Below are 19,116 nucleotides of genomic sequence, written 5' to 3'. Positions count from 1 at the left end.
GCGGCCGGCGGCCTCAGCCGGCCGGCACGCGCAGGCGGCGCACGCGGCCCGCACGCGCGTCGCGCACGACATCGCGCAGCCAGTCGCGCGCGTCGTCGAGCAGCGCGTAGATCACCGGCAGCGCGAGCAGCGTGACCAGCGTCGAGAAGACGAGGCCTCCGACGATCGCGCGCGCCATCGGGAAGTACGGCGGGCCGTCGCCGCCGACCTGCACGCCGCCCATGCACAGCGGCACCATGCCGAGGATCGCCGTGCCCATCGTCATGAGCACGGGACGCAGGCGGTCGCGGCTGCCTTCGACGAGCGCCTCCATGCGCGACATGCCTTCGTGGCGCAGCTGGTTGATGTGCACGAGCATGACGATGCCGTTGTTGACGACGATGCCCATGAGGATCAGCACGCCGATCATCGCCATGAACGAAAACGTCGTGCCGGTCAGCCAGAACAGCCAGTAGACGCCGAACACCGAGAACACGAACGTGGTCATGATCGCGGCCGGGAACACCAGCGACTCGAACATCGCGCACATGACCACGTAGACCAGCACGAGCGCGATGATCAGGTTGAACGCCATGCGCTGGCCGGTCTCGTCGGCCTCGCGGAAGCTCGTGCCGAACGTCCACCGATATCCTGCCGGAAGGCTCACGGTCTCCATCGCCGCCTCGATGCGCTTGCGCGCCTCGTCCTGGGTCGTGTCGGCGTCGGTGTTGACCTGGATCGGCAGCGCGGTCTGGCGGTTCTGGCGCGCGATGACCGACGCCGCGCCCTGGGTCTGCACGTCGACCATCGCGAGCAGCGGTACCGCGGTACCGTCGGGCGCGCGCAGCGTGTAGTCGGAAAGATCCTGCACGCTCTGCGCGTCGGCATCCTGGAAGCGCAGCCAGGTCGGGATCTGGGTATCGCCGCGGCGGAAATCGCGCAGTTGCGCGCCGCGCAGCGCGATCGACACGTAACGCGCGACGTCGGACGCACCGAAGCCGTAGGCGCGCGCGCGCTCGCGGTCGACCCGCACCGCGACCTCGCGGTCCGAAGCGTTCTCGGCGAGGCGCACGTCGTGCAGGCCCGGCACGCGAGCGAGCACGGGCAGCACCGAGGTCGCGACCTCGCGCAGGCGATCGTTCGAATCACCGACGATCGACAGCCGGATGCCGTTCGACGACCCGCCGCCACCGCCCTGGCGATCGAAGCCGATGCTGCCGATCGCAAGCTTCGGCAGCGCCTTGCGGATATCGTCCATGATCTCCGACGCCGGACGTTTCGCCTCGTCGGCCTCGGTCAGCAGCACCGACGTCGAGGCGTTGCCGCGCTCGTCGTAATAGCTGTAGACGGCGCGGATCTCCCAGGCCTCCTTGTTGGCGAGCAGCACGTCCTCGACCTGCGCGACCGAGCGGCGCAGCTGGTCGAGGTGGTAGCTGCCGTTGAGGTCGTAGCTCAGGCGCAGATCGCGCGTGTCGCCGGCCGGGAACATGTCGCTCTTGGTCTGGCTCATCGGCACGACGCTGGCGAGCAGCAGCGCGAGCACGCCGAGCATGGTCCAGCCGCGATGGCGCAGCGACCAGCCGACGAAGCGCGCGTAGCGGCGCTGCAGGCGCGTGATCATCGTCTCGCGGCCGATGAAGGTCGGCGTCGGCAGGCGTGCCGACAGCATCGGGATCAGGCTGATCGCGACGAGCCACGAGGCGAGGTGCGCGATCGACATCGACACCGCGACCTGGGTCAGATAGATCGCGATCGGGTTGCGTTCGCCGAACAGGTTGGGCAGGAACACGATGATGCTGGTCAACGTGCCCGCGGTGATCGCGACGCCGACCACGCGCGTGCCCTCGACCGCGCAGTACCACGGCCGGTCCGGGTACTTCTCGCGGTACTGGTAGATGCTCTCGACCGCGACGACGGCGTTGTCGACGAGCATGCCGACCGCGAGCAGCAGGCCCATCATCGACAGGATGTTGAGGCTGATGCCGAGGAAGTACATGCAGCCCAGCGTCATGACGAAGCAGATCGGGATCGCCAGCGACACCATCAGCGTCGCGCGCCAGTCGCGCAGGAAGAAGAACAGCACGAGCACCGACAGCAGCGTGCCCTCGACGCCGGCCTTGCCGAGCTCGCCGAGCGAATCGGTGACGCCCTTGGCCTGGTTCTGCATGAAGTACAGCTGCAGGCCCTTCATCTCGGGCTCGTGCGAGATGCGCTCGACTTCCTCGAGCACGAGGCGGCCGACCTCGACGAGGTTGGCGCTGCGCTCGCGGCTGATCTCGAGCGCGATCGCGGGGCGCTTGTCGAGCCGGCGCTCGTAGTCGAGTTCGGACGGCCGCAGCGTGACCTCGGCGATGTCGCCGAGGCGCAGGCCGTGCGTGTCGATGACGAGGTTGCGCACCTCGTCGAGCGAGCGCCATTCGCCCTGCGGCTGCACGCGCCAGCGCTGGCCACCGTCGTGGACGAGGCCGGCCGAGGTCGAGAAGTTCGCGTCGCGCAACGCCTTGGCGAGATCGTCGAGGCCGATGCCGTGCGCGGTCAGGCGGTCCGACGACAGCTCGATGCGCACCTCGGGCGGGGCGACGCCGTTGAGCTGCACGCGCGCGACGCCGGGCACGCGCTCGAGCGGACGCTTGAGCTTGCGGTCGAGCATCTCGTACGCATTCGAAAGATCGCGATCGCTCGAGATGCGCAGCTGGATCACGGGCTGGTCGGAGGTCGAGAACTTGAGCACGAACATGCGCTGCAGGTCGTCGGGCAGCTCGGCACGGATCGCGTCGAGCTTGTCGCGCGCCTCGACGGCCTTGGTCGCGACGTTCTGGCCCCACTTGAACTCCATGAAGATCTCGGCGACGTCGGCGCGCGAGTTGGAGTCCATGCGCTGCACGCCCGGGATCGTCGCGAGCGCTTCCTCGATCGGGCGCGTGATCGTGCGTTCGATCTCGGCCGGCGTCGAACCGGGATAAGGGATCTGCACGAACAGGAACGGCGCCTCGATGTCGGGCATGTACTCGAGCGGCAGGCGGAACGCCGCGAGCAGGCCGATCACGGTCATCGACACGAAGAACATGACCGCCGTGACGGGACGCTTGAGGCTCAGTTCGGCGAGGGTCATGGCCGAGCCCCGCATATGACGGACGATGGAGTGGTCATGCGTGCGCTCCGCCCGATGCCGTGGCGGGCGCGTCGCCGCGCGGTTCGCCGTCGGCATCGCCGGCGCCGGCGCGGCGTGCCGCACGCGCGACGTACCAGGCATCGGCCTTGCGGTCGAGGCGCTCGTACACCACCGGCACGACGACCAGCGTCAGAAGCGTCGACACGGCGAGGCCGCCGATCACCGTGATCGCCATCGGCGAGCGCACCTCGGAGCCCTCGCCGAGCCCGATCGCGAGCGGCAGGAAACCGAGCAGCGTCGCCAGCGTGGTCATGACGATCGGACGCAGGCGCGACTCGGCCGCGAGCACGATCGCCTCGCGCTTGGCATGGCCTTCCTCGCGCAGCTGGTTGATGCGGTCGACCAGCACGATCGCGTTCTTGACGACGATGCCGGCGAGCATGATCAGGCCGATGAACACGACCACCGAGATCGGCGTCGCGGTGAGCTTGAGCGCGAGCACCGCGCCGACCAGCGCGAGCGGGATCGAGAACATGATCACGAACGGGTGCAGCAGCGACTCGAACTGCGAGGCCATGACGAGGTAGACGAGGAAGATCGCGAGCGCGAACGCGAACAGCATCGAGCGCGCCGATGCGTCCATCTCCTCGCCCTGCCCGCCGATGTGCACGGCGACACCGGCACCGACCGGATGCTCGCGCAGGATCGTGCGCACCTCGTCCACCGCACTGGCGAGATCGCCGTGGCGCAGGTTGGCCGACAGGATCGCGACGCGCTCCTGGTTGACGCGGTGGATCTCGCTCGGGCCCTGCGTGGCCTCGATGTCCGCGACCGCCGACAGGCGCACGGGACGCGCGGCGCCCGGGTTGACGATGAGGTTGCGCACGTCGTCGACGCTGGCGCGATCGGCCTCGCGGACGCGGGCGAGCACGTCGATCTTGCGGTCGCGGAAGTTGTAGCGCGTCGCGACCTCGCCGCGCACCTTGGCGACGACCGCGTCGGCGACCTGGCGCGTGGTCAGGCCGAGCGCGGCGGCGCGGTCCTGGTCGAAGCGGATCTGGATCTCGGGATAGCCGTCCTCGACGGTCGACTTGATGTCGGCGAAGCGGTCCGACGCGGCGAGACGCGCGGCGAGCGCGCGTCCGGCCGCCGTCAGCGCGTCGAGGTCGTAGCCGCGCAGCTCGACCTCGAGCGGTGTCGAAAAGCTGAAGAGCGAGGGCCGCGCGAACTTGACCTGCGCGCCCGGACGCGACGCGAGCGTCTCGCGCAACGCCGCCATCGCAGCGGCTTCGCCCTTGTCGCCGGCGCCCGGCGCGAGCGTGACGAGCAGGCGCGCGATGTTCTCGCCCGACTCGGTGGGATTCGCGTCGAGGCGCGTGCCGGTGCCGGCGACGCCGTAGATCGAGGCGATGCCCGGCGTGGCGGCGTGCTGCGTGGCGAGACGCGCGACGAGCGCGTCGGTCTCGGCCAGCGGCGTGCCGGGCGGCAGCTTGATCGTCGTCTCGAAGCGGCCCTGGGCGAGGCTCGGGATCAGGTCCATGCCCAGTGTCGGAATCAGCGCGAGGCTCGCCGCGAAGGCGAGTGCCGAGGTGCCGAGCACGAGCCACGGCCGGTCCATCGCGCCGGGCAGCATGCGGTGATAGACGCCCGCGGCGCGATCGTAGCCGCCGACCACGACGCGCCCCATGAGCGAGAGCACGCGGCCGATCGTCAGCGCGAACAGCTTGCCGACGAGACCGACCGCGACGACCAGCGCGCGCGGCAGGATCTGGAACAGGCCCTCGCCGATCGCGCGCAGGCCACGGCGCAGGACGCGCAGCACGCGGTTGCGCGGCAGCGGTGCGGGTGCGGGTGCGGGTTTCGCCTCTTCGCGGAACGCGAGCGGCGCGCGGCCCTGCAGCGACGCCAGCATCGGGATCAGCGTCATCGCGACGACCAGCGAGATCAGCATCGCGAACGTGATCGTCAGCGACTGGTCACGGAACAGCTGGCCGGCGACGCCCTGCACGAACACGAGCGGGAAGAACACCGCGACGGTCGTCAGCGTCGACGCGGTCACGGCCATGCCGACCTCGCTCGCGCCCTTGACCGTCGCGTCGATGACCGACAAGCCCTTCTCGCGCAGCCGCGCGATGTTCTCGAGCACGACGATCGAATCGTCCACGACCATGCCGGTCGCGAGCGCGAGGCCGCCGAGCGACATCACGTTGAGGCTCAGGTCGGCCTGCCCCATGAAGAAGAACGTCGCGATCAGCGAGACCGGCAGCGACAGCGAGATGATGAACGTGCTGCGTGCGTGGCCGAGGAAGAAGAAGATCATGAGCACGGCGAGCGTGCCGCCGATCAGCGCGTCGTTGCGCACCTCGTCGAGCGAGTGCTGGATGAACACCGACTGGTCGTCGATCGTCGACAGGCCTGCACCGGGCGGCAGCGTCGAGCGCAGCTTCTCGAGCGCGGCCTTGACCGCGGTCGCGACCGCGACCGTATTGCCGTCGCCTTCCTTGTAGATCGCGAGTTCGATCGCCTCGCGCCCGTCGATGCGCACGATGCCCTCGCGCTCCTTGTACGCCTGGCGCACCTCGGCGATGTCGCGCAGGCGCACCGGCACGCCGTCGGCCACCTTGACCAGCATCTCGCGCATCTGGCCGAGGTCGGTGAACTGGTTGATCGTGCGCACGAGGTAGCGCTGGCTGCCCTCGTCGATGCGGCCCGCCGACACGTTGACGTTCTCGCTGCGCAGGCGCGCGACGACGTCGGTGACGGTGAGGCCGAGCTGGGCGAGCTTCTGCTGGTCGAGCGCGACGTCGATCTCGTCCTCGAGGCCACCGCCGACCTTGACCGCGGCGACGCCGGTGACGGGCTCGAGGCGCTTCTTGAGTTCGTCGTCGGCGAAGCGGCGCAGCTGCTTGAGCTCGGCCTCGTTGAAGCCGCCCGTCGACGCACCGGTGAGGCCGAGCCGCATGATCGGATCGGTCGACGGATTGAAGCGCAGCAGCACGGGCTTCTTGGATTCGAGCGGCAGCGTGAGCACGTCGAGCTTGTCGCGCGTCTCGAGGCTCGCCATCTCCATGTCGGTTCCCCACGTGAACTCGAGCACCACGTCGGACTGCCCGGTGCGCGAGACCGAATGGATGCGGCGCACGTTCTTGACCACGCCGAGCGCCTCCTCGACGGGCTGCGAGACGAGGCTCTCGATCTCGATCGGCGCGGCGCCCTCGTACTCGGTGCGCACGGTCAGGGTCGGATACGAGAGATCCGGCAGCAGGTTGACCTTGAGTCCGGCGAGCGCGATGAGGCCGAACAGCACCAGCGTCAGCGTGGTCATGCCGACGGTGACGCGGCGGCGCGTGGCGAAGGCGACGAGGTTCACGGCACGCCCTCCAGCACCTGCACGGGCGTGCCGTCGCGCACCGCGGCGCGGCCGACCGTGACGACGCGATCGCCTTCGGCGAGGCCTTCGAGGATCTCGACGTAGCCCGCGTCGCCGTAGCCGAGCTTGACGAGGCGACGCTGCACGACCCACGACGGTGCCGCCGTGGCGGCGTCCGGCGTCGAGGCCGGCTTGCCGTCACCGGCCTCGGCGATCGGCTGCGCGGTAGAGGCGGCCTTCGTGTCGTCGCCGGCCTTCGCCGCATCCGCGTCCTTCGCCGGTGCCGCGACGATCGCGTAGACGGCCGTCTCGCCGTCCTCCTCCACGAGCGCGGCGCGCGGGATCGCGAGCGCACGGTCGCGCTGCGCGGTGGCGACCTCGAGCCGGCCGAACATGCCGGACTTGAGGCGCCCTTCCTTGTCGCGGAACTCGCAGGTGACGCGGAACGTGCCGGTCGCGGGATCGACGACCGGGCTGATGCGCGCGATGCGCCCGCCGAAGCGTTCGGTCGCGAGCGAGTCGACACGCATCGCGACCTCCTGGCCGACGCCGAGGGTGGCGAGCTCGCGCTCTGGCACGTTGAGCACGGCGAGCAGCGGGTCGAAGTTGTCGATGCGGAACAGCGCATCGTTGAGCTTGATGAACGCGCCGACCTTGACGAGGCGTCGCGAGATCACGCCACCGATCGGCGCGACGACGCGCGTGTACGAGAGTTCGAGGCGCGCGAGTTCCCAGGTGGCACGCTGGGTCTCGAGGTCGTAGCGGATCTTGTCGCTCTGTTCGACGCTGAGCAGCTTGCGCGCGAACATCTCGCTCGAGCGGCGGTGGTCGTTCTCGAGCTTGCGCAGCGTCGCCTCGGCCTTGGCGAGGTTGAGGCGGGCACTCTCGTCGTCGATGCGCGCGAGCACCTGGCCGGCACGCACGGTGTCGCCCTCCTCCACCATGAGCTGCATGAGGGCGCCGGACGTCTTCGCGGCGACGAGTGCCTCGCTGTCGGCCTCGAGCGTCGCCGTGCCCGTGTAGCTGGCGCGGATCGCTCGCGGTGCCGCGGCGACGGCTTCGACCGGTACCGCGGCCGTGGTCGCGGCCTCCTTGGCCTTGTCCTCCGACGCGCCGCAGGCGGCGAGCATGACGGCGAGGCACGCGGGCAGGACGCCGCGGCAGGTACGGAACATGGCGATCATCGGGGCCCCCGTTATTGCTATGGTGTTATACTAAACTACATCACCATATACATACAACACGGGCACAGCACCCGCATCGGCGTCCTTCGATGCAGCGGATGGGCATTCGGTTGCGTGCGTGCGCCAACTGCGCGTTCGAGAGTGTGGGGTCGGAGGGCATGTCGCCGGTGACGCGTCGCGCGATGCGCGTGTACACGAGCGAGCGGGCAGCGTCATCGATGGTCCTCGCTTCACGGGCCACGTCCCACCCGTCGATCATGATCGCGAGGCGACGCGCCGCAAGGTGCACCGGATCGCGCCGGCGATCACCGCTGCGCCGCCGCGCCGCAGCGGCCGCGCTGGCCTGAACGTTTCAAATCGCTATACTTCCGCGTTGCCACCTTTCCCGACTCACGACCCAGCCGGATCCGGAAGCTTCGAGATGACCCGAGCGCTGCTCTTCGCCGTTGCCCTGTTCTCAGCCACCACCGCCCATGCAGACGATGCGAAGGGCGATCCTGCGGAAGGCAAGATCAAGACCTACACCTGCACCGGTTGCCACGGCATCACGGGCTGGAGGAACGCCTACCCGAACTACCACGTGCCGCGCATCGCCGGGCAGCACTACGAGTACGTCGTCGCCGCACTGACCGAGTACAAGACCGGCAACCGCACGCATCCGACGATGCGCGCGCAGGGCGAGAGCCTCAGCGATGCCGACATCCGCGACATCGCGGCGTACCTGTCCAGCCTGAACACCGCGGAGTGACGCAGATGAACCGGACGAACAAGATCCAGCGCGCGACGCTGACGCTCGCCCTCGGCCTCGTCGCCACGGCACCCGCATTCGCGGCAGGCGTGAAGGGCGACATCGAAGCCGGCAAGACCAAGTCGCTGCCGTGCCAGGCCTGCCACGGCACCGACGGCAACTCGATCGACCCGATGTACCCGCGCCTGTCGGGCCAGTATGCCGACTACCTCGCGCACGCGCTGCACGCCTACAAGGACGGCACGCGCAAGAATCCGATCATGGCCGGCTTCGCCGCCACGCTGTCGGACGAGGACATCAACGATCTCGCCGCGTATTACGCCGCGCTGCCGAGCAAGCTCAACGACCTCAAGCCCTTCATGGGCAAGGCCAAGGCCGAGTAAGCCTTTTCACGGCACCTTCTCCCTCCGGGAGAAGGTGGCCCGAAGGGCCGGATGAAAGTCCGATGCGGCGACGGTCCTCGTGGCTGGTCACGCCGCCCACGCCCGGCATTCACTTACCGATCCCGTCATTCCCGCGAAGGTGGGAATCCAGCGCCTTTCCGCGCCTGGCTCTGCATCCAGCGGCGTCACCGCCGCAGCACGGATGCCCGACTCACCCCGCCTTGCGCGCGTAATACGGCTGGTCGCCCGACTCGTGGTCGGTCGCGTCGCGCACGCCGGTGATCTCGGGCACACGGCTGCGCAGCGTACCTTCGATGCCGTCGCGCAAGGTCACGTCGACCATGCCGCAGCCGTGGCAGCCGCCGCCGAACTGCAGCACGACGATGCCGTCGGCGGTCACCTCGCGCAGCGTCACGCGGCCGCCATGCGAGGCAAGCTGCGGATTGACCTCGGCATCGATCACGTAGCGCACGCGCTCGACGATGCTCGCGCCCTCCTCGGGCGGCGCGCCGCGCAGGCGCGGCGCACGGATCGACAGCTGGCCGCCGGTCGCGTCGCGCGAGTAGTCGACGTGCGCACCGTCGAGGAAGGGCACGCTGTCGGACTCGATGTAGAGCGAGAAATCGCCGCAGTCGACCTCCCACTCGTCACCACGCAGTTCGTGCGGCTCGCAGAACTCGAGCTGGCAGTCGCCGCGCGGCGTGCCCGGCGAGACCGCGCGCAGGCGGATGCCGAGGCCGTCGACCTGCTGCTGCTCGATGAGGCGGCTGAAGTGCTCGCGCGCGGATTCGGTAAGATCGATCATCTGGAGTGTCCCGAGGGATCGCCCATTCTAGTGGTTCCGGTGCGCGACGCGCGCCACCACCGAACTGGGGGCGACGCGCGAGGATGCAAACCCCGACGCGGCGCCTGCCGCACCGACCGACCGACGAGAACGCCATGACCCTCGACGAGCTTTCCCGCGCCTCCTGCAAGCCCCGCAAGGGCAAGGCCGACGGCCTCGACGCCGCTGCCGTCCGCGAGCGCCTCGCCGTGCTGCCGGGCTGGACCCTGGCCGGCGACGACGACCGCATCACGAAGGATTTCAGGTTCGACGACTTCCACCGCACGATGGCCTTCGTCAACGCGGTCGCCTGGATCGCGCACCGGGAAGACCACCACCCGGACATGGAGGTGGGCTACGGCCATTGCCGCCTGACGTGGTCGACACACGACGTCGGCGGCCTCTCGGAGAACGACGCGATCTGCGCGGCGAAAGTCGAAGCGCTGCTTGCACGCTGAGCCACCGCGCGCGCCTGCCCTGCGCCGCGTCGCGGCGACGTTCGCGACCGCGCTCGCTGCCCTGGTCGTGATGCTCGCGCTCGACGCGTTCGCGCGCGCGCAGGTGCGCGCCTCGCTCGTCGACGACGCCGTGCATGCGCTCGGCGCGCTCGCACACGGCGACACGCCGCTGCACTGGAACCTGCGCGATCGTGGCGACGTGATCGCGGGCCGTGCGTTCGGTGCACCGTCGCGCCTCGGCGACGACGGCGTGCACGTCGTGCTCGGTCGCGATGCCGCCGAAATCGGCCTCGTGCTGCGTGGCCCGCTCGACCTGCACCACTACACGACCCTCGCGTTCTCGCTCGACGCGGCCGTGCCGCTGCACGTGTCGGCCTCGCTTCGCGAGCGTTTCGACGGCGCGCTCTGCGACAGCGCCGAGCGCGAGGTGCCGGCGCGCACGCCGCGCGTCGAGCTCGACCTGCATGCGCTCGCGTGGCGCTGCGACGGCGCGACCGTCACGGCGCCGGTGCGCGCGGCGATGCTGCGCATCCGCGTCCGTGCCGACGACGGTGGTGACGTACGGCTCGCCGACGTCGCGCTGCGCCCGGCCTCGGCGATCGACGCGACGAGGCTCGTGACGATCGCGCTGCCGGCACCACGCGAGACCGCTGCCTTCGCAGCAGCGTTGCGCGAACCGCAGACGACCGCTTCGTCATGGCCGGTCTACACCTTGCCCGACGCACGCGTCGAGACCACGCTGGCCGCGCGTGACGCGGTGCGCGAGACGCATCCGGCCGCGGTCGTCGTGCCCGCATCGGCGTGGTCCGACGTTCAGGCCCGAGCCGCCGCGTGGACGTCGCGTCCGGGCGCGTGGCCGGCATGGACCGGCGCGCTCGCAGCCGCCCTGCTCGGCCTCGGCCTGTTCGCGCTGCGCGTGAAGCCGCCCGTCGCGCCACGCCTGCGCGCCGCGCTCGAGCTCGCCGGCGTGATCGCGGCACCGCTCGTCATCGTGCTGGGCGGATTCTTCGACGACGACCTCGCACCGGCGGCGATCGCGGCGATCGTCGTCACGCTCGCGTTCGCGGCGAGCCTGCTCTTCGGCGCCGCGCCGACGCTGCCGACCGCCACGCAACGACGCCGTGGCTGGGCGGTCGCCCTCGCGACCGTCGCGATCGCCGTCGCACTCGCGTTCGCACTGCACGAGCCCGGCACGCTGCTGCAGCCGCCATCGTGGGCGCGCGTGCTGCGCTACCTCGGCTGGGCCGCGCTGCAGCAGTTCCTGGTCTGCGTGATCGTGGCCGGCCTGATCGAACGCGTGACCGGATCGCGGCGCACCGCACTGGTCGCCGCGGCGGCCCTGTTCGCGCTGCTGCATGCGCCGAACGCGATGCTCATGCAGCTCACGTTCGTCGCCGGGCTCGCCTGGATCGCGAACTGGCAGCGCCATCGCGCGCTGCTGCCGAACCTCGTCGCCCACGTCGCGGCAAGCCTGCTGCTCGCGGCGAGCCTGCCGGCCGACGTGCTGCGCTCGGCCGAGGTCAGCGCGCGCTATCTCCTGTTCTGAAGCGCGCCGAGCGGATCGCGCAGGTCCGCCGGCAGCGGCGCGCTGAAGCTGTAGTCGCGCGGCCCGAGCGAGAACTCGAAACGCGCCGCGTGCAGGAACAGGCGCTTGAGCCCGGCTTCGCGCACGCGCTTGTTGAAATCGCGGTCGCCGTACTTCTCGTCGCCGGCGACGCCGTGGCCGATGCTCGCCGCGTGCACGCGGATCTGATGGGTGCGGCCGGTCTCGATCGCGACCTCGGCATAGGTCGCGCCGTCGAGCGACTCGATGCGGTGGAAATGCGACACCGACGGCTTGCCGGCCGGGTCGACGCGGACCATGCGCTCGCCGCCCTGCAGGATCGACTTCTGCAACGGCGCGTCGACGGTCACGCGGGCCTGCGGCAAATGGCCGCGCAGCAGGGCCAGGTAGCGCTTGGTCGCGCGCCCTTCGCGGATCTCGGTCTGCAGCCCGGTCAGGGCCGGGCGGCGACGCGCGAACACGAGCACGCCGCTGGTGTCGCGGTCGAGGCGGTGGACCAGCTCGAGGGTGTCGTTCGGGCGCGCCGCGCGCAGCAGCTCGATCGCGCCGAAGCTGACCCCGCTGCCGCCGTGGCTGGCGATGCCGCTCGGCTTGTCGAGGACGAGGAAGTCGCGATCCTCGTGGACGATCGCGGTTTCGATGCGCTGCAGCTGCGACGGCGCCGGGGTGCCAGGGTCGTTCGGGGTGGCCACGCGGACCGGCGGGATGCGCACCTCGTCACCGGCCGCGAGGCGGGTCTCGGGCTTGGCGCGGCGGCCGTTCACGCGCACCTGGCCGGTGCGCAGGATGCGGTAGACGAGGCTGCGCGGCACCCCCTTGAGGCGGGTCGACAGGAAATTGTCGATGCGCTGGCCGTCCTTGTCCTCGCCGACCTTGACGAGTTGCACGCCAGTTGGGGCCGACTCTGCAAAGTTGGCCGAAGTCTGTGTCTTCATTGAAAAAATGTTCCCGACTGTTACACTCGGTCGGCGTTTCGCGCCGCCAGCCGGCTCCCGGGAAAACGGGCAAGCCGGCGGCTCCACAACGGCGCATTCGTCCGTCACGCCCGTTCGGGCCCTGCCGCCGGATCTCTGTCGAGCGTCGTGCAGGTTCCTCAAAGACCGGACATCGTAACGGTTCGAATCGGAGATTGCTTGCCGCCTTCGCGGTGGCAAAGGGTCTCCGGTTGCGCATTGCACCACATGACGGTCGACGCCCGGAAAGCGTCGGCGATTACAGGCAACAGGCGCTCCCGCGGCCGGTGAACCGGTCCAGCCGGATCGCGCGGCGCGCAGCCCGATGGGGCTTGCGCGCCAACGCGCGGCAGCGGTTCGAGCGCCTTTTAGGGAACACGACAATGAAGCGCATGTTGATCAACGCAACTCAGCGTGAGGAGTTGCGCGTGGCCATCGTCGATGGCCAGACGCTGTTCGACCTGGACATCGAGATCCCCTCGCGGGAACAGAAGAAGTCCAACATCTACGCGGGCCGCATCACGCGCGTCGAGCCGTCGCTCGAAGCGTGTTTCGTCGAGTACGGCGGCGACCGCCACGGCTTCCTGCCCCTCAAGGAAGTCTCGCGCCAGTACTTCACTCCGGGCGCCGACCCGAACAAGGCCGGCATCCGCGAGCTCATCAAGGAAGGGCAGTCGGTCGTCGTCCAGGTCGACAAGGAAGAGCGCGGCAACAAGGGCGCGGCCCTGACCACGTTCATCAGCCTCGCCGGCCGCTACCTCGTCCTGATGCCGAACAACCCGCGTGCGGGTGGCGTCTCGCGCCGCATCGAGGGCGAGGATCGGCAGAACCTCAAGGACACGATGGACCAGCTCCAGGTCCCCGACGACATGGGCCTCATCATCCGCACCGCGGGCATGGGCCGTGACGCCGAGGAACTGCAGTGGGACCTCGACTACCTGCTGCAGCTGTGGAAGGCGATCGCCGAGGCCGCGACCTCGCGCCCGGCACCGTTCCTGATCTACCAGGAATCGCGCCTGATCATCCGCGCGCTGCGCGACTACCTGCGCAACGACACCGGCGAGATCCTCATCGACAGCGAGGAGGTCTACCACGACGCCCGCGAGTTCATGCAGCAGGTCATGCCGAACAACCTGCGCAAGCTCAAGCTCTACCAGGACACGGTACCGCTGTTTTCGCGCTTCCAGATCGAGACGCAGATCGAGAACGCGTTCGAGCGCACGGTGCGCCTGCCCTCGGGCGGATCGATCGTGATCGACCAGACCGAGGCGCTGACCGCGATCGACATCAACTCGTCGAAGGCGACCAAGGGCAGCGACATCGAGGAAACCGCGTTCAACACGAACCTCGAGGCTGCCGCCGAGATCGCGCGCCAGCTGCGCATCCGTGACGCCGGCGGCCTCATCGTCATCGACTTCATCGACATGGACAGCCCGCGCCACCAGCGCGAGGTCGAGGAGCGCCTCAAGGATTCGATGCGCGTGGACCGCGCCCGCGTGCAGATCGGCCGCATCTCGCGCTTCGGCCTGCTCGAGCTGTCGCGCCAGCGCCTGCGCCCGTCGCTCGGCGAGTCGACGCAGAGCGTGTGCCCGCGCTGCGACGGCCACGGCCGCATCCGCAGCGTCGAGTCGCTGTCGCTGTCCGCGCTGCGCCTCGTCGAGGAACACGCGATGAAGGACAACACGGGCCAGGTGCTCGTGCAGGCGCCGCCCGAGGTCGCCAACTTCCTCGTCAACGAGAAGCGCCGCCACCTCAGCGAGATCGAGGTGCGCCAGGACGTGCAGGTCATCGTCGTGGCCGACGACAAGCTCGAGACGCCGCACCTGCACATCGAGCGCATCCGCAGCGCCGACGTCGGCGACGACGTCAAGCCGAGCTACAAGCGCGTCACGCCCGTGCAGGCGACGCCGCTGCCGCAGCTCGCCAAACCCGGCGAAGAGCCCGAGCAGCCGGCCGTGAGCCGCGTGATCCCGGCCAGCCCTGCCCCGCTCAAGCCCGAAGCCGACGCCGCCGAAGCGCCGGCCGCGGCTCCGGTCGCGACCGCGCCGGCCCCGCGCGGCGGCTTCTTCGCGTGGCTCGGCAGGCTGTTCGGTGGTGGCGACGCTTCGGCCGCCGAGCCGGCCAAGCCGGCCGCACCGACTGCCAAGCCCGCACGTCCGAACGGCCAGCAGCGCCGTGACGGCCGCGACGGTCGTGGCGGCCAGGGCCAGCAGCGCTCGCAGCAGAATCGCCAGGGCGGTCGCGGCGACGGCAACGGCCGTCGCGACGAGGCGCGCCGTGAAGAAGGTCGTCGCGACGACAACCGTCGCGACGAAGCGCGCAACAAGCCGCAAGGCGGCCAGGCCCAGGGCCAGCGTCCTGCGCGCCAGGACGGCCCGCGCGAGGAGCGCAAGCCGCAGAATCCGCAGCAGCCACGCCAGGCCCAGGCCGCGAAGCCCGCGCCGGCTCCGGCGGCTGCGCCGTCGGCGCCCGTCGCCGCTCCGGTGGCGGCCGCCGCTGCCGTCGTCGCGAACACGGCCGCGCCGAACGCCGACGAAGCGACGACGCTGCCCGTGAATCCCGTGGTCGCCGCCGCGGCCGACGACGCCGCGAACGGCGAAGCCGGTACACCGGCCAAGCGCCGCCGTGGCCGCCGTGGTGGCCGCCGCCGCCGCAAGGGTGACGCCGACGCGCTCGCCGCCGGTGCCGCCGGCGATGCCGCGCTGTCGAACGATTTCGACGACGAGGATGCGGACGATGACAGCGCCGAGGTCGAAGCACGCGTCTCGCCCGACGCCGAAGTGCGTCCGGCCGGTACGCCGCTGACCGCCGAGGCCGCCGCCGAGCGTCCGCGCCCGGCCTCTCCGGCACCCGCCGTCGAGGCAGAGCCGGCCACGTCGAAGCCGAGCGCGTTCACGCCGGTCGCACGTCCCGCCCAGGCCGATCTCGTCGAAGACCTGTTCTCGACTCCGCGCAAGCCCGCGGCCGTGGCGGAGAGGAACGACGAAACTGCGCCTGCTGCCTCGCCGGTTTCCGCCGCGACGCCGGCGACGGCCGTGATGGAAACCCTCGTACCCGATGCGTCGGTGACGCTGGAGCCGTCGACGGCGGCCGCCGGGACGCCCGTCCAGCACGTGTCCGAACCGTCATCCGCGCCTGCCGCGCCGACGACCGTGACTGCCGAGCCGGCACAGGACGACACGGCCGTGGTGTCGCCGGAGAACGCTTCGTCGATTGCGGCAACCGATGCCGCGACGTCCGCCGTCGACGCAACGGAGCCGACCGTCGACACGACGCCGGCGACCGCAACACCGGTCGAAGCGACGGCCGACGAAACCGCGACGGTCGAGGCATCACCTGCACCGGACGCCGACACGGTCGCGGCCGCCGACGCTGCGACGGCCGATAGCACCGTCGAGCCTGCGGCCGACGCGGCGACGATCGATGCGACCACCACCGATGCCGCGTCGAGCAGTGACGAGGCTTCGAAGAAGCGTCCGCACGACGACACCGCCGGGACCTGATCCGCCGTCCCCGGGGCGCGCCGCGCCCCGGGGATACGCATGCATCCGGCGCGGATCTTTCCCGTCGTCTCCGCACACGTTCCGACTTCACGCTTGGGGCGCCCTCGTATGGACCCGCCCTCTCCGCGAGGCATGACGCGACGCATCGCGTCCCCGCGACGACACGCGGCGAGCAGCGTTCCGCAGCTGCCCACCGTACGCACTACATGCGCGTTCCCGGATCGAGCAGGCCGTGCAGGTGCGCGAGCGCGACCGTGTTGTCGATGTCGAGCTTCTCGAACGTGCGGTACTTGTACGTCGCGACGGTCTTGGGACTCAGGCTCAGGCGGTCGGCGATCTTCGGCATCGACTCGCCACGCGCGAGCATCAGCGCGACCTCGAGTTCACGCGATGTCAGCACCTCGAACCGCGAACCGCGCGTGCCCTCGATCGCGTGCAGTGCGAGTGCCTCCGCGACATCGGGCGCGAGATAGCGGCGACCGTCGGCGACCTGGCGCACGGCCTTGAGCAGTTCGCCCGACGGACAGGCCTTGGTGATGTAGCCCATCGCCCCGGCCTCGAGCAGGCGCTTCGGGAACGCGGCCTCGCTGACCATCGTCACGACGACGATGCGCGTGGGAAGCTGCAGCTTGCGTGCGCGCTCGGTGACCTCGATGCCGCTGACGCCGGGCATGTGCACGTCAACGAGGGCGATGTCGGGGCGCTGTTCGCGCAGCATCGCGAGCCCGGTTTCGCCGTCGGGGGCTTCGCCGACGACACTCATGTCCGGCTGCGTCGAGAGGATGAGCCGGAAACCCGTGCGCACGAGTTCGTGGTCGTCGATCAGCGCGATGCGCATCATGCGGCGTGGTTCTCCTCTGGGTGTCACGCCCGCCGGTGTGGCGACGGCACGCGACTTTCCATCCCGTGGCCGCCGCGCACCGCGGACGACCTGCCCTCTCCCTTCGGTCGAGCATAAGGCATGCCCGCACGCCCGGGAGGCGTGAGGCAGGGTCAAAAAGTGAACTCCGTCACATCGTGGACGCGGATCGATCCATGCCGTCGCGGCCTGAAAACCCGTGTGGACCACGGCCTCGCACCTCAGTCGCGGCCCGATGCGGCAGCCTCGGGCGACCACGCGACCGGGCGCGAACTCTCGAGCACGACGATGCCCTCGCGTGCGGCACCGTCGGGGTCGCGCTCGACCGCATCGAGCGCGACGTGCGAATTACCCGCGTTCCACAAGCCGGCCCAGGCGTCCCGCCCCGAACGCTTGACCGCGTACAGCGCGCGGTCGGCGAGTGCCACGACCCGATGCCAGTCCTCGTCCACGCGTCCCGGCACGAACGGGAACGGTGCGAATCCCACCGACACGCTCAGCGACAGCGAGCGACCGTCGGCGAGCCGGATCGGTCGCCCGGCGATGCCGGCGCGCAGGCGCTCGGCGAACGCGCGCGCATGCGCGAGGTCGGGCTGCCGGCAGGCGATCAGGAACTCCTCGCCGCCCCAGCGCGCGACGAGGTCGTCGGCACGGCACAAGGCCTTGAGATGACGCGCGAGCTCGACGAGCACGTGGTCGCCCGCGGCGTGCCCGTGGGTGTCGTTGATCTCCTTGAAATGGTCGACGTCGACGAGCAGCACGACGTTCCGCGCACCGTTCGGCATCGCGAGGTCGGCGAGCCGGCGCGCGCCGAGCCGGCGATTGACCAGCCCCGTGAGTGCGTCGGTGGTGCTCATCGCGAGCAGTCGACGATTCATGTCGCGCTGGAAGCGATAGAGCATCAGGCCGCCGCCGAGCACGAGCACGAGGCCGCCGATCGCGAGGTTGCGCAGCAGGGTCACGCGCTCGACCTCCAGGGCCTGCAGACGGTTGTCGAACTCGAGCTTCTCGACGCGTCGGGCGCCCGACTGGTTCTCGAGGTCGGCCTGCATGCCGGCGAGGCTCTTGAGGTTCTGGTCCGCGAGCGCCGCGATCTCGCGCGCATGGCGGTGCTCGACGACGTCCATCGCCTCGCCGAACCGGCCCAGCGCGCGGTGCACTTCGGCGAGCTCGCGCAAGGCGGTCTGCTCGTCCTCGGCGTAACCGCCGTTCCTCGCGAGCTCGACGGCCCGCGTCGCCGTGACGAGTGCCTCGCGCGTATCCCCCTCGAGGCGCTGCAGGCGTGCCAGGCGGCGCAGGCTCGTCGCCTCGCCGAGCGCATCGGGCAGCGCACGCTGGCCCGCGAGCGCGGGCTCCAGCGCCTCACGCGCAGCCGCGAAGTCGCCGCGGTCCATGAGGATCTCCGCGCGCACGGCCTCGGCACGATGGCGCACGCCCTGCTGTCCTTCGGCCGCGTCGGCAAGCTCGACCGCGCGCGCGAGTTCGCGCAGCGCGTCGTCGGGCCGCTTGCACAGCATGAGGTTGAGGCCGTAGTTGAACTGCATGTAGCTCGACTCGGCACCGATCTCGCGCGAGATCTCGATCGCGCGGCGGAAGTAGGGCTCGGCGGCCTCGTGGTTGCGCAATGCCCCGGACTGCAGGCCTGCGATGTTGAGCAGCGCGAGCATCTCGGCGCGCGGCGAGCCGTCCTCGCGCGTCAGTGCATGGCTGCGCTCGTAGAGTGCCGCAGCACGCTGCGACTGGCCGATCGTCTGCAGGATGCCGCCGGCCTGGCCGAGCGCGTAAGCGGCCTCGCCCTTGACGACCGCCTGTTCGTCGACGCGCTCGAGCACGCGCGTGACGATCTTCGCGGCGGCCGCCGGGTCGCCGAGCGTCGCGCGCGCCTGGCCGAGGCAGACCAGCGCACGGATCTCGGTGTCGGGCAGCAGCGGCGATGCGGCGAGCACCGATTCGGCGAGCGGCACGGCTGCATTCGGATCGTTGCGCACGATGCGCGTGCACTCCTTGAGCGTCGCCTCGTGCGGCCCGGCCTGGTCTTTCACCTGCGCGACGACCGTCCCGGCCGCCGTCGCGAGCAGCGTGGCGACGATGCGCCACGCGATCCTTCCTGTGTCCATCCCGCCCCCCGTCAAGCCTGCGACTGTACTGCCGCATGCGCGATCCGTGAACCCGCCGCAGCA

The 19,116-nt window shown here is 70.3% G+C and carries 12 protein-coding genes; 5 read left to right on the top strand and 7 right to left on the bottom strand.

Features of this window, described 5'->3' with window-relative positions; genetic code table 11:
* Window positions 1–13 precede the first annotated feature (13 nt).
* From ACQQ2N_RS14770 to ACQQ2N_RS14760, 3 genes are read right to left on the bottom strand one after another with little or no spacing between them, the layout of a single operon-like run.
* Entirely contained in the window at window positions 14–3,091 is a 3,078-nt protein-coding gene (locus tag ACQQ2N_RS14770; RefSeq protein WP_440222341.1) for an efflux RND transporter permease subunit, read from the bottom strand.
* A gap of 34 nt (window positions 3,092–3,125) precedes the next feature.
* Complete coding sequence (locus ACQQ2N_RS14765; protein WP_440222340.1) at window positions 3,126–6,461, bottom strand: efflux RND transporter permease subunit; 3,336 nt, start codon at window positions 6,459–6,461, stop codon at window positions 3,126–3,128.
* On the bottom strand, window positions 6,458–7,636 hold the full coding sequence (locus ACQQ2N_RS14760; RefSeq protein WP_440222339.1) for an efflux RND transporter periplasmic adaptor subunit: 1,179 nt from the start codon (window positions 7,634–7,636) through the stop codon (window positions 6,458–6,460). Before ACQQ2N_RS14760 ends, ACQQ2N_RS14765 begins: the two co-directional genes overlap by 4 nt.
* Window positions 7,637–8,066: 430 nt before the next feature.
* On the opposite strand from ACQQ2N_RS14760, the gene ACQQ2N_RS14755 reads away from it, so the two are divergent.
* Window positions 8,067–8,393, top strand: a complete 327-nt coding sequence (locus tag ACQQ2N_RS14755; protein WP_440222338.1) for a c-type cytochrome — start codon at window positions 8,067–8,069, stop codon at window positions 8,391–8,393.
* 5 nt (window positions 8,394–8,398) lie between these two features.
* On the top strand, window positions 8,399–8,776 hold the full coding sequence (locus ACQQ2N_RS14750) for a c-type cytochrome (RefSeq protein ID WP_440222337.1): 378 nt from the start codon (window positions 8,399–8,401) through the stop codon (window positions 8,774–8,776).
* A gap of 211 nt (window positions 8,777–8,987) precedes the next feature.
* Here the strand turns inward: ACQQ2N_RS14750 and ACQQ2N_RS14745 are convergent, their stop codons facing one another.
* Window positions 8,988–9,581, bottom strand: a complete 594-nt coding sequence (locus ACQQ2N_RS14745) for an NfuA family Fe-S biogenesis protein (RefSeq protein ID WP_440222336.1) — start codon at window positions 9,579–9,581, stop codon at window positions 8,988–8,990.
* 134 nt (window positions 9,582–9,715) lie between these two features.
* Here ACQQ2N_RS14745 and ACQQ2N_RS14740 point away from each other — a divergent pair, with 134 nt between their 5' ends.
* Window positions 9,716–10,057: a 4a-hydroxytetrahydrobiopterin dehydratase gene (locus ACQQ2N_RS14740; RefSeq protein WP_440222335.1), complete on the top strand. Its 342-nt coding sequence runs from the start codon at window positions 9,716–9,718 to the stop codon at window positions 10,055–10,057.
* Entirely contained in the window at window positions 10,047–11,603 is a 1,557-nt protein-coding gene (locus tag ACQQ2N_RS14735; RefSeq protein WP_440222334.1) for a CPBP family glutamic-type intramembrane protease, read from the top strand. The genes ACQQ2N_RS14740 and ACQQ2N_RS14735 overlap by 11 nt, the downstream gene beginning before the upstream one ends.
* Here ACQQ2N_RS14735 and ACQQ2N_RS14730 read toward each other — a convergent pair.
* The gene (locus ACQQ2N_RS14730; protein WP_440222333.1) at window positions 11,588–12,556 is read right to left on the bottom strand and encodes an RluA family pseudouridine synthase; all 969 of its coding nucleotides are present in this window, start codon (window positions 12,554–12,556) and stop codon (window positions 11,588–11,590) included. The two genes, ACQQ2N_RS14735 and ACQQ2N_RS14730, sit on opposite strands and share 16 nt — an antisense overlap.
* Window positions 12,557–12,957: 401 nt before the next feature.
* Here ACQQ2N_RS14730 and ACQQ2N_RS14725 point away from each other — a divergent pair, with 401 nt between their 5' ends.
* Window positions 12,958–16,077 carry an Rne/Rng family ribonuclease gene (locus ACQQ2N_RS14725; protein ID WP_440222332.1) on the top strand — a complete coding sequence of 1,040 codons (3,120 nt, stop codon included), beginning with the start codon at window positions 12,958–12,960 and terminating at the stop codon, window positions 16,075–16,077.
* 202 nt (window positions 16,078–16,279) lie between these two features.
* On the opposite strand, the gene ACQQ2N_RS14720 is transcribed toward ACQQ2N_RS14725, so the two are convergent.
* The gene (locus ACQQ2N_RS14720) at window positions 16,280–16,918 is read right to left on the bottom strand and encodes a response regulator (protein WP_440222331.1); all 639 of its coding nucleotides are present in this window, start codon (window positions 16,916–16,918) and stop codon (window positions 16,280–16,282) included.
* Between the two features lie 239 nt (window positions 16,919–17,157).
* Window positions 17,158–19,053 carry a tetratricopeptide repeat-containing diguanylate cyclase gene (locus ACQQ2N_RS14715; RefSeq protein WP_440222330.1) on the bottom strand — a complete coding sequence of 632 codons (1,896 nt, stop codon included), beginning with the start codon at window positions 19,051–19,053 and terminating at the stop codon, window positions 17,158–17,160.
* Between the last annotated feature and the right edge of the window lie 63 nt (window positions 19,054–19,116).

Origin of the sequence: Dokdonella aquatica (assembly GCF_051987395.1) — a bacterium.
GTDB lineage: Bacteria > Pseudomonadota > Gammaproteobacteria > Xanthomonadales > Rhodanobacteraceae > Dokdonella.
This window is presented reverse-complemented; position numbering and strand designations above follow the sequence as displayed.